Source organism: Caldanaerobius fijiensis DSM 17918 (assembly GCF_900129075.1).
GTDB classification, from domain to species: domain Bacteria; phylum Bacillota; class Thermoanaerobacteria; order Thermoanaerobacterales; family Caldanaerobiaceae; genus Caldanaerobius; species Caldanaerobius fijiensis.
Window position 1 is genome coordinate 21,564 of record NZ_FQVH01000004.1, and the last position, 11,563, is coordinate 33,126.

Here is an 11,563-nt window from a genome sequence, read left to right on the forward strand (position 1 = left end):
AAGCCTATAGCCATCTTTGGGCTATAGGCATTCTTCTTCCTATTCCAAAGGCTTTTGTGGTGACTTTGAGTCCAGGGGCGGCCTGTCTTCTCTTGTATTCTGCTCTGTTGACCTTTTTCATGATGTCCCTTACCAGATCTTCAGAATAACCCATGCTGACTATTTCATCAATGGATTTTTCATCTTCTATGTATGCCTTCAGTATAACGTCAAGTATCTCATAGGGAGGCAATGAGTCCACATCCTTTTGGTCTGGCCTTAATTCAGCAGAAGGTGGCTTTGTCAATGTGGACTCGGGTATAATCTGGCGATCTCTATTTATATACCGGGCCAGTTCATAGACCATGGTTTTCGGGACATCCGATATGACAGCTAACCCCCCTGCCATATCACCGTATAGCGTACAATATCCCATGGCCAGTTCCGATTTATTCCCTGTGGTGAGGACCAGCCTGTTTTCGCGATTGGATAAGAACATAAGGTAATTGCCCCTTATCCTCGCTTGTATATTTTCTTCTGCCAGATCTTTTAAAGGTTCCCCGTCTCCGTTAAATACTTTTAAATAGGCCTTAAAAACATCTTCGATAGGATATGTCCTAAATTCAATTCCCAGATTTTCTGCCAGTATTCTGGCATCGCTTTTACTTCCTTCTGATGAATATCTGGATGGCATTGATACGCCGAGGACATTTTCTTTGCCCAATGCTTCAACGGCGAGACAGCATGTTACGGCTGAGTCTATACCACCGCTCAAGCCTATGGCTACTTTTTTGAATCCCGTTTTGGCTGTATAGTCCTTGATGCCCATTACCAATGCATTGTATATCCATGATATATCTTCATTTACATTTATGCATTCGCCGTTATCCAGGTTTTCTATATCGAAGACCATGAAGTCTTCTTTAAAGGATCCGGCTTGTACTGTAATGTCGCCTTTTGCGTTTACCACAAAGCTAGAACCATCAAATAAAAGCTCGTCATTTCCACCTACCTGATTTACATATATTATAGGTTTATGGTATTTTTCAGCGATTTTTGAGATCATATGAGAGCGCAGTTCGTATTTTTTATAATTATAAGGCGATGCGGATATATTGATGAAGAAAGCGGGGTCTTCTTTTACCAGTTCTTCTGTCACATCGATATTATATCGCGGACGCTCCCAAAAGTCTTTATCATTCCATATATCCTCACATATGCTTACACCGACTTTCAAACCTTTGATGTTTATACAGTGTATGTTATTTGATGGAATAAAATAGCGCGACTCATCAAATACATCATAGTTCGGCAGAAGGGTTTTATCGGCTTTATCGACTATCCTTCCATCACGAACTAGTACTGCTGAATTGCGCAAAAAGCCATCACCTGTCGTTGTTACTACGCCAATAATCGCGTATATATCGTGTATTTTGTTGACGATATCGTTTAATACTATTTCTACATGATGTAGAAAATCGGGATTGTATAAAAGATCTTTTGGTGGATAGCCGATAACTGAAAGTTCTGGAAAAACAATAAGTTCAGCACCTTTTGTTTTGGCATTTTCTACATATTCAATTATTTTATTAGCATTTCCAACCAGATCGCCTACGGTTGGATTGATCTGTCCTATGGCAACTTTCATCTTAATCGCTCCTCATCAGTTTCTTCTTATTAAACTTTATTTTAGCACAAATTTAGAATATAAAAAAGGAGAAAAACAATTACGTATCAGTGTATATTTTGTGATATAATAAGAGATATAGAATAATTGAGACGAGACTAAGGAGTTGAAGCGCATTGGCAAGAGTTTTTTCAGGAGTACAGCCGACTGGTGATATACATATTGGAAATTATCTGGGGGCACTAAAGCAATTTGTAGAATTACAGGATCAGCATGAATGTTTTTTTTGCGTTGTTGATCTTCACGCCCTTACGGTACCTCAGGATCCTGTGGAGCTAAAGAAAAAAGTAATACAGCTGGCAGGATTATATCTGGCTGTTGGATTGGATCCATCTAAAGTCACTATCTTTGTCCAATCCTACGTGCCAGCACATAGTGAACTGGCGTGGCTTTTGGAATGCATGACGTACTTTGGGGAATTGAGCCGCATGACTCAGTTTAAGGATAAAAGCAGAGGCAAGGAGAATGTATCTGTAGGGCTTTTCACATATCCGGATCTTATGGCGGCAGATATACTGCTTTACGATACAAATTATGTGCCTGTAGGGGCAGACCAAAAGCAACATCTTGAGCTTACCAGGGATATAGCGCAGCGCTTTAATAATAGATACGGTGAAACCTTTGTGGTTCCCGAGCCCCTTATAGGAAAAATAGGTGCCAGGATAATGTCACTAACTAACCCTACTAAAAAGATGAGCAAAAGCGAAGAGGATGAAATGGGCCGCATATCCCTTCTGGACACGCCCGATAAAGTGAAAAAGAAGATCATGAGGGCTGTTACCGATTCGGAAAACAGAATATATTTTGACCCCGAAAATAAACCGGGGCTCAGCAACCTTATATCGCTTATGAGCGTGCAGACAGGCCAGAGCGTCGATGAAGTGGTGGCACAGTATGAGGGCAAAGGCTATGGTGCTCTTAAGAAGGATCTGGTAGAGGTCACTGTAAATACGTTGAAAGGCATACAGGATAGGTATTACGCATTATCTGAAGAAGAGATAAGGGTAGTCTTATCTGAAGGTGCCCAGAGGGCAGGAGTTATTGCTGAAAAAACCTTAAGGCGTGTTCAAGAGAAGATGGGACTAAGATAAATTCAGGTAAAGGGCTTTGCAAGTCTGATTTGATAAAGGTTGCAAAGTCCTTTGATTTTACCTAGCTAAAGGAGGGATTTTGTTGCTGCAAAGCATTCGGAGGGATTCTTATAAGAGAAAGGTTCTGTCATATAAATACCGCAGGTTGTTTAAAAGGGCATACAGATTACTTGATATATCTCCGCTAAAAGATGGTGGAGATTGTGGTCTATTGTGCGGCAGAAAATGTTGTAAACCTATGGAAGAGTTAGGGATATATCTCATGCCTCATGAGCGACATGCTTTACACGGCTCAGAGGGTAAGTTCAGGTGGGAAAGACAGAAGAGGGGATATTTTCTCCAGTGCGATGGTGTATGCGATAGAAAAAGTAGACCCATGCAGTGATAAGCAAATCGATCAATTGCTTTATGAGTTCATGTTTTGATATATAGAAGTCTTTGTGCTGTGGATTTTCGGCTTTACCGATAAAAAAGTTTATGTGAGTGGCATCGTCCAATAGTATTTTTGCCATCTGTGTTGCGGCATCCTGTTTGTTAAAGTTTATATTATTTAAGGGATTTTTGTGGAATTCTCTTATGATTTTTACGACTCTATCTAAAGTTAACAACCCTTCTGTTACTAAGTCAATACCTGATATAAATGATATAGGTGGAACTTCAGGATCATATATCCTGTCGTCATTATGAAGTTTTTTCTCTAGAACTCTACAAACCATCTGAGCAGTAGAACCACCGCATACAATTCTTTTTATAGGATCTTTATTGTCTTTCATAAAATTTTTTACAACTAGTTCATCATCGTTCTGATTTTGAGGGGGACATATTAAGACATTAACCCGCTGTGGTTTTTTGACTTTGATTGCAACAACCGTCATATCATCTTGAGGACTTTCTTCATAGTAGTTGTTGCTGATCGTCAGTAAAATGTTGGCGATTTTTTGTGCAGAATAATCATGGGAACACAGATGTACTGCATAATGGGCTATATCATGCCATTGCCATCTGGTATTTGTTATTTTTCCTTTTCCGGCTCCTACAATCCCATCACTCATAATGATAAAGGTATCGCCTAATTTTAGAGGAAAGCTATACTGGCGTATAATTTTGCCATTGATGTTTTTTGATGATGGCATAAGATTCACCAATTTATTATTTCTAATGAATATGATTTTAGGGTTTTCATATTCAGTAATATAAACGGTGTTAGATTCATCAATATCCAGAATAGTAAAAGTTGAATAGGCGATGCCTTTTTCGCGGTTTATGGGGAGTGTTTGGGTTAAAGTATCGATAACATCAGAAATATTGCTGCCTTCTTTCAGCATTGTAAAAACAATTTTAGTAGTAAGTGATGCAAGTATATTGGCTTTGATGCCGCTGCCGAGGCCGTCAGATATTACTATATCTAATTTATCAGATTTTTTCACTATTTCCACAACGTCTCCACATATATGCTCACCTATTTTATTTAATGAAGCAATGCCATAATCAAAAAAGTATTTCATATCACATCATCACTGCCTTGTAAAAGATCTATAAGCTTTGTTAACATGACTCTGGTTTCAGCGGTGGTTTCACCTAATAAGCTGGCTATTTCCTGTGCGATGGTCATCTGTTTTAAAATGACTTTCTGAGCCATTTCAGCTGTTTTTTTCTTTAATTCAATTTTGGCTTTTTCTTCATTAATTTTTTCTGTTATATCAGTATATATGCCTATAAGTAAGTGCTCATCTTTTAAATAGTATATACTAAGTTTAACTATAATATCATAATTGGGTAGATGGATTATCTTTTCTTTTATATTTTTATTGCTTTTTAAAACTTGCAAGTAATAGTCAGCATCCATTATATTTGAAATATTTAAGCCTTTGATTTTATTTTCATTTAAATAAAACATCTGAAATGCTGCTTTGTTCATTTCTAATATATCTAAATTTTCATCTGCCACAATAATACCATTAGGAGTTGTCTTCAATACGGTTTCAGCCAATGACTCCGCTTTTGAGCGCATATAGGGGAGACACATGTAGAGATTTGCTATACCATTGTACACAGCTATAGCTTTTTCTTTGCACGAGTTGTAGCCACAGGCACCACAGTTTAATTCTTCTTTTTCTGTATTTTTTCCTATTTTCTTTAATATGCTTCTTATTTCTTCTTCAGAGGGTATTGTTAAATTCAATTTGATTCTGGGATAGTGCTGAAATACTTTTGTAGTGTATTCTTTTACATCTTTGTAGGTGCGTTTGTTTTTTGCGTAGTTGCGTATTCTCTCTTCGACCATAATGACATTGCTATTTTTGGGCATACCAGGTCCTTCAATACAGCTTTCTTTGCATGCAGTAGCTTCAATCCAGCAATTGCTTAATTGACCTGTTTTTATTGCCTGGATTAATTGGTTTATTTGATCTATGCCGCTTACAGTGATATGTTGGCGTTTTTTTGATTTGTTTTTGATCGTATTATATGATAAGCCCCTTATAGGGTAATTGCTGGCGACAGGAGTGCTATAATTATCCAACGGACTTTCATCTAAATTTTCCACGTCTATCTTTTCATCGCAAATCCAGGTTAGCAGGTCTTCAAAACTCAATACCGCATCAATAGAACCAGCATCGTTGGCTTCTACTTTTTTGGCCAGACATGGTCCTATAAATATTACTTTTGTGTCCTTGCCTAACAGTTCTTTTATATACCTTCCATGGGCTATCATTGGAGAGGCTACGGGTATCAGATATTTTAATAGGTCGGGATGATACTTTTGAAAGTATAGGTTTACGGAAGGACATGCTGTGGTAATGGCTATATCCCACTCTGAACTATTGTAAATTTTTTCATATGATTTTGCGATAATATCAGCGCCTACGGAAGTTTCACCAACCCAATTAAAACCTAACTTTTTCAATGCAGTGATTAATTTGAGAGGGGAGAAATTAAAAAGGCCGGCAAAAGATGGTGCTAAGCTAACTGCAGTAAGATATCCGTTTTTTATAAAAGATTCTACTAGAGGCCTATCGCTTTTTATGGTCTTGGCATTTTGGGGGCAATTTAATAAGCATTGACCACAGGCTATACATAATTCTTCTACGATTTCTGCTTGATCATTGTTTATTTTTATAGCTTTAACCGGACATACACGTATGCATTTATAGCAGTTTTTACAGTTAGCTTTTGCAAAGTTGATGTAACCCATTGAAACCACCTTTCGCCGGACTTTAAAAGATAAAATAAATTAGAATGTCACATTTTCACCGTAGTAGGCACATGTAATAAGCTTCTTCATTTCGTCAACATTTATCTTTCTTGGATTGCTGTCTGTGCACGGATCTGCTACAGCATTTTCGGCAATGAAATCAAGATGGCCTTTGAAGTAATCCTCTGAAACACCGTATTCTTTTAATGTAGACGGAATATTCAACTGCTTATTTAATTCCCTTATTTTAGCAATAAGAGCATTTGTAAGTTCTTGGTCATTATTGCCTTTTAAATCTATATACCGGGCGATTTTCGCGTATCTTGCTGCGCTTTCTTTTGCGTTAAACTGTATTACGTAAGGCAGCAGAATTGCATTTGCACAGCCATGAGGTATTCCGAATTGAGCACCAATTTTGTGAGCTATACTGTGAGTTATTCCTAAAAGCGCATTGGAAAATGCCATACCTGCCAAGCACTGGGCAATATGCATTTGCTCTCTTGAATATTCGTCGCCTTCATCATAAGATTTTTTTAAGTTGGAAAATATCATATCAATCGCTTGAAGCGCCAGAGGGTCCGTAAAAGGCGTGTGAAGTGTAGCTACATATGCTTCAATGGCGTGAGTTAATGCGTCCATACCGGTATGCGCGGTTAATTTTGCAGGCATTGTCATGGGCAGCTGGGGATCTACAATAGCTACGTCAGGAGTAATATTGTAGTCAGCTAAAGGATATTTTATCTTGGTTGAATAATCGGTGATGACCGAAAAAGCCGTAACCTCGGTAGCTGTACCGCTGGTCGATGGAATTGCTATAAATTTGGCTTTGTTTCGAAGCTGAGGTATTGAGAATGGTTTTTTTATGTCATCAAAAGTGAGATTTGGATATTCATAAAAGACCCACATAGCTTTAGCTGCATCTATTGGTGAACCGCCACCTATAGCAATTATAAGGTCTGGCTCAAATTCTCTCATAGCTTGAGCACCCTTCATGACGGTTTCTACAGACGGGTCAGGTTCTACGCCTTCAAATATTTTGATTTCAATATCATTGCTTTTTAAATATTCCTTAACTTTGTCTAAAAAGCCAAATTTTTGCATAGAACTGCCACCGGTAACTATTATCGCCTTTTTACCTTTGATTTGCTTTAAATACTCCAATGACCCTTTACCAAATACAATGTCACCGGGAATTCTAAACCAATTCATAATATATCCCCTTTCAATATTTTATAGAATTCAAAAAATATTATAAAAGATTGTCTATAATATGTCAATATTTTATGACGCTTCTCTGGTTTTTATTGGCGATCGAAGTTGATAAATTCAGTATTTTAGCATTATATACCATATAACGAGTTACAAGATTTAATTATATATAAATATTATATTGACAACAAAATAACATTATTGTATAATTGAATTACAAAAAATTATGGATACAGAACACAGTATCCATAATTTAGAATACAAATATATTGCATGTTAGTAATTAACAATAGGGAATTTTGAAGGAGGAACAGAAAATGGCGAAAATGAAGGCAGTAGTGTTTCATGCTCCAGAAGACATAAGGGTTGAGGAGGTAGATAAACCACAGATAGTAAAACCAACAGATGCGATTGTGAAAGTTACTACTTCTACGATTTGCGGAACAGATCTTCACATACTGCATGGAGAGTATCCTGTAAAGCCGGGATTGATTATAGGCCACGAATTTGTGGGTGTTGTTGAGCAAGTAGGCGCACAGGTTTCCAAATTTAAACCTGGTGATAGAGTAGCAGTGTCTTGTATAACACAGTGTGGTACGTGTTTTTACTGTAAGGAAGGAACATACGCTCACTGCGTAGATGGTGGATGGTTATTTGGAAATGTCTTAGATGGTGCCCAGGCAGAATACGTGAGGGTTCCGTATGCCGATATGGGTATGCATCTAATTCCCGATGAATTGGAGGATGAAGACGTATTATTTGTAGGAGACATACTCTCTACAGCATATTTTGGTGTAGAAAATGCTCGGATAAAACCTGGTGATGTAGTGGCTATCGTGGGTGCGGGTCCTGTTGGTTTGTGCGCTATAGCGTCTGCAAAATTATTTGGACCATCAAGAATTATAGCGGTAGGAAGAAGAAATTTTGGAAGGCTTGAAGCTGCTAGAGAACTGGGAGCTGACGATGTAGTTCTTTCGGCAAATGAAGACCCTGTACAGAAAATAAAAGAGTTGACCGATGGCAGAGGCGCTGACGTGGTAATAGAGTGTGTAGGTGGTACATCCAGTTATGAAACCGCTATGAGTCTTGTCAGACCAGGCGGAAGGGTATCACTGGTGGGAGTATTTTCAAAACCTGTTGAGTTACCGCTGGAAAAGCTGTGGGATAAGAACATCACGTTATCCTGGGGTTTGGTTAATGCAAACAGGATACCTGAACTGATACAACTTATAAAAGGCAAGAAGATAAATTTAAGAAGCCTTATTACTCATACTTTCCCGCTGGAGGATGCATTAAAAGCTTACGAGGTATTTGATAAGAAAATAGATAATGCTCTGAAGGTAGTGTTAAAACCCTAGTATATTGTCAAAAAAATAATTATTGTATGCCTGGTGTACAACCAGGCATAATTCTGTTATCATATACATGGAGGTGTAGCATGGATCATGAATGAGATCTTAGAAAAAAGGCAATTGAATCCTACTGTAAAGTTGATGGTTATAAATTCTCCGCTCATGGCAAAGAAAGCAAAACCAGGGCAGTTTGTCATAGTGAGGGTAAATGAAAATGGCGAACGTATCCCCCTTACCATAGCGGACTATAATGCCGAAAAAGGCACTATTACTATCATATTTCAAGAGGTAGGCATGAGTACAAAGGCATTAGGTAAATTAAATGTGGGCGATAGGTTGCATGATTTTGTAGGTCCCCTTGGCGTACCTGTAGAGTTTTCTCCTGATGTTAAACGAGTTTTGGCTATAGGGGGCGGCGTTGGAGTGGCGCCATTATATCCCAAGGTAAAAATGCTCCATAAAAATGGAGTTAAGATAGATAGCATAATTGGAGGCAGATCGTCTGAATACGTGATACTGGAAGATGAAATGAGGGCTGTCAGCGATAATCTTTATATCACTACGGATGATGGCAGCAAGGGGCGCAAGGGCTTTGTAACAGATGTACTAAAAGAACTTCTTAATAATGGCAATAAATACGATGAAGTCATAGCTATAGGTCCATTGATCATGATGAAGATGGTCTGCCAGATTACTAAGGAATATAATATACCTACGATGGTGAGTATGAATCCCATTATGATAGATGGAACAGGTATGTGTGGAGGTTGCAGGGTATCTGTTGGTGGCGAAATAAAATTTGCTTGTGTTGATGGGCCGGCGTTTGACGGACATAAGGTGGATTTTGATGAAGCCATGAGAAGGCAGGCAATGTATAAAGATATGGAAAAGAAAGCATTGGAAGAATACGAACATCAGTGCAAGTTAGGGGGTATCTTAAATGGCTAATATGTCGACAAAAAAAGTGCCAATGCCTGAGCAGGATCCTGATATAAGGAACAAAAACTTTAAGGAAGTTGCGCTGGGCTATGATGAAAAGATGGCGATAGAGGAAGCCGAAAGGTGCATACAGTGCAAAAATCAGCCTTGTGTTAATGGCTGTCCTGTACATGTGCAGATTCCTCAATTCATTAAGCTTATAACACAGGGAGATTTTGAAGGTGCATATCAGAAAATTAAAGAAACCAATAGCTTGCCTGCCATATGCGGAAGGGTATGCCCTCAGGAGAGCCAGTGTGAATCCCTTTGTACTAGAGGTAAAAAGGGAGAACCTGTGGCTATAGGAAGACTTGAAAGATTTGTAGCCGATTGGCATATGAAAAATGGAGTTGACGAAATAGATTTGCCGGCTAAGAATGGCAAGAAGGTAGCTATAATAGGCTCAGGTCCTGCTGGACTCACATGTGCAGGGGATCTTGCTAAATTGGGATACGAGGTGACCGTATTTGAGGCCCTTCATACCCCGGGCGGCGTTCTTATGTATGGAATTCCTGAGTTCAGATTGCCCAAAGAGATTGTGCAGAGGGAAATAGATTCGTTAAAAAGGATGGGCGTCAAAATAGAGACAAACATGGTAATAGGGAAGATACTTACGATTGACGATCTGTTTGATATGGGGTATGAGGCGGTCTTTATTGGTACAGGTGCAGGATTGCCAAAGTTTATGGGTATCCCAGGTGAAAATTTAAACGGAGTTTATTCCGCCAATGAATTTTTGACCAGAATTAATTTGATGAAAGCCTATGATTTCCCGAATCACCCCACGCCTGTTAAGGTAGGTAAAAAGGTTGCCGTTGTAGGCGGTGGCAATGTGGCTATGGATGCAGCCAGGTCTGCCAAGCGCATGGGAGCTGAAGAAGTATATATTGTATACAGGCGTTCAGAGGAGGAAATGCCCGCAAGGTTAGAAGAAATTTACCATGCCAAAGAGGAAGGGATTATATTTAAGCTTTTAACAAATCCTGTGAGAATAATAGGCGACGAAAATGGCTATGTAAAAGGTATAGAGTGTGTGAAAATGGCTCTAGGCGAGCCTGACGAATCAGGAAGGAGAAGACCTATACCTGAAAAGGGTTCAGAGCATGTGATAGATGTGGAGACGGTCATTATAGCGATAGGTCAGAGCCCCAATCCTCTTATCACATCCACGACAGAGGGCCTTGATAAACAAAAGTGGGGCGGAATAATCGTCAATGAGGAAACCATGGAAACCAGCCGTAAAGGCGTATATGCTGGCGGTGACGCTGTAACAGGAGCCGCAACAGTTATCCTGGCTATGGGTGCCGGTAAGAAAGCAGCTGCTGCTATACATGAATATCTTAGCAATAAGTGATAAAAAAGTGAAAAAAGAGCCGTAAGGCGCTCTAATAAATCCTTATTTTTTAAATTTAAACTTCAGGTAGTAAAAAGACCTGTCTATAGTTTGTATAGACAGGTCTTTTTTTACCTAGAACTGTTGTAACCTTTGTTAGAGATGAATAAAACAAAAAAGAATTGCAAGCTTGTACTTGATGCAGACTGCCCATAATGTCGAGCAAGTGACAATAAACGACATAAAATATCAAAAAATCCTTATTGACAAATTTGTGGTATGGGGTATGCTTAAAATAGTAATAGCATTTACTTGAATAACAGCAGACAACGGTCAATGAAGTAGGAAGCTCCATCCTCTATAGAATGGAGTAGGTTCACTGATGAAAAGGTTACCAATCGCCCTACATTGCAGCAATTGTTCAATATTTTTGTAGAAGAAGGAGAGGGCGAAATATATGCATTAATAGATAATGATGAAATATTAGGATATTTATCATGTGCGCCAGCGTATTTAAATATCTGGGATGTGGATTTTATTTATATAAAACCGCATCTTAGGAATAAGGGGCTGGGCACACAGATAGTTAGAGTATATGCATTGGATAAGCTTACTCAAGGAAAGATTCCGTATTATAGCAATGCTAGAGATTCTGTTTCTGCAAGAGTTGCACAAAAAGCAGGGTTTATATGCTGTAGAGAAGTATACTATGTTGAGGCTTATGTAAAGGAGTAATTAAGT

General features: G+C 38.7%; 9 protein-coding genes. 5 read left to right on the forward strand and 4 right to left on the reverse strand.

All coding sequences use genetic code 11. The features are described from left to right. Positions 1-4 precede the first annotated feature (4 nt). The gene (locus tag BUB87_RS02990) at positions 5-1,627 is read right to left on the reverse strand and encodes an NAD+ synthase (RefSeq protein WP_073341666.1); all 1,623 of its coding nucleotides are present in this window, start codon (positions 1,625-1,627) and stop codon (positions 5-7) included. A gap of 155 nt (positions 1,628-1,782) precedes the next feature. On the opposite strand from BUB87_RS02990, the gene trpS reads away from it, so the two are divergent. After that, a complete protein-coding gene (gene trpS, locus BUB87_RS02995) occupies positions 1,783-2,757 on the forward strand; it encodes a tryptophan--tRNA ligase (protein ID WP_073341668.1) in 975 nt (324 codons plus the stop codon). Between the two features lie 305 nt (positions 2,758-3,062). Here the strand turns inward: trpS and BUB87_RS03000 are convergent, their stop codons facing one another. Genes BUB87_RS03000 through BUB87_RS03010 form a run of 3 tightly spaced genes read right to left on the reverse strand, consistent with a single transcriptional unit; the run spans position 3,063 to position 7,159 of the window. Next, on the reverse strand, positions 3,063-4,262 hold the full coding sequence (locus tag BUB87_RS03000) for a PP2C family protein-serine/threonine phosphatase (protein ID WP_073341670.1): 1,200 nt from the start codon (positions 4,260-4,262) through the stop codon (positions 3,063-3,065). Then, entirely contained in the window at positions 4,259-5,950 is a 1,692-nt protein-coding gene (locus BUB87_RS03005; RefSeq protein WP_073341671.1) for a [Fe-Fe] hydrogenase large subunit C-terminal domain-containing protein, read from the reverse strand. The genes BUB87_RS03000 and BUB87_RS03005 overlap by 4 nt, the downstream gene beginning before the upstream one ends. A 39-nt stretch (positions 5,951-5,989) precedes the next feature. Further along, on the reverse strand, positions 5,990-7,159 hold the full coding sequence (locus tag BUB87_RS03010; protein WP_073341673.1) for an iron-containing alcohol dehydrogenase: 1,170 nt from the start codon (positions 7,157-7,159) through the stop codon (positions 5,990-5,992). 317 nt (positions 7,160-7,476) lie between these two features. Here BUB87_RS03010 and BUB87_RS03015 point away from each other — a divergent pair, with 317 nt between their 5' ends. The 4 genes from BUB87_RS03015 to BUB87_RS03030 all read left to right on the forward strand — a co-directional run bounded on the left by BUB87_RS03015 (position 7,477) and on the right by BUB87_RS03030 (position 11,557). After that, positions 7,477-8,517, forward strand: coding sequence for a zinc-binding dehydrogenase (locus BUB87_RS03015; protein WP_200792747.1), 1,041 nt, complete (start codon positions 7,477-7,479; stop codon positions 8,515-8,517). A gap of 87 nt (positions 8,518-8,604) precedes the next feature. Continuing rightward, the gene (locus tag BUB87_RS03020) at positions 8,605-9,459 is read left to right on the forward strand and encodes a sulfide/dihydroorotate dehydrogenase-like FAD/NAD-binding protein (protein ID WP_073341674.1); all 855 of its coding nucleotides are present in this window, start codon (positions 8,605-8,607) and stop codon (positions 9,457-9,459) included. Then, positions 9,452-10,843 carry an NADPH-dependent glutamate synthase gene (gene gltA / locus BUB87_RS03025; protein WP_073341676.1) on the forward strand — a complete coding sequence of 464 codons (1,392 nt, stop codon included), beginning with the start codon at positions 9,452-9,454 and terminating at the stop codon, positions 10,841-10,843. The genes BUB87_RS03020 and gltA overlap by 8 nt, the downstream gene beginning before the upstream one ends. A gap of 396 nt (positions 10,844-11,239) precedes the next feature. Further along, a complete protein-coding gene (locus BUB87_RS03030; RefSeq protein WP_159432356.1) occupies positions 11,240-11,557 on the forward strand; it encodes a GNAT family N-acetyltransferase in 318 nt (105 codons plus the stop codon). The last annotated feature ends 6 nt before the right edge of the window (positions 11,558-11,563 follow it).

Coding starts and splice junctions, on each gene's coding strand:
- BUB87_RS03000 (WP_073341670.1), bottom strand. CDS start 4,262: ATGAAATACTTTTTTGATTATGGCATTGCTTCATTAAATAAAATAGGT.
- BUB87_RS02990 (WP_073341666.1), bottom strand. CDS start 1,627: ATGAAAGTTGCCATAGGACAGATCAATCCAACCGTAGGCGATCTGGTT.
- BUB87_RS03020 (WP_073341674.1), top strand. CDS start 8,605: ATGAATGAGATCTTAGAAAAAAGGCAATTGAATCCTACTGTAAAGTTG.
- BUB87_RS03010 (WP_073341673.1), bottom strand. CDS start 7,159: ATGAATTGGTTTAGAATTCCCGGTGACATTGTATTTGGTAAAGGGTCA.
- gltA (WP_073341676.1), top strand. CDS start 9,452: ATGGCTAATATGTCGACAAAAAAAGTGCCAATGCCTGAGCAGGATCCT.
- BUB87_RS03015 (WP_200792747.1), top strand. CDS start 7,477: ATGGCGAAAATGAAGGCAGTAGTGTTTCATGCTCCAGAAGACATAAGG.
- BUB87_RS03005 (WP_073341671.1), bottom strand. CDS start 5,950: ATGGGTTACATCAACTTTGCAAAAGCTAACTGTAAAAACTGCTATAAA.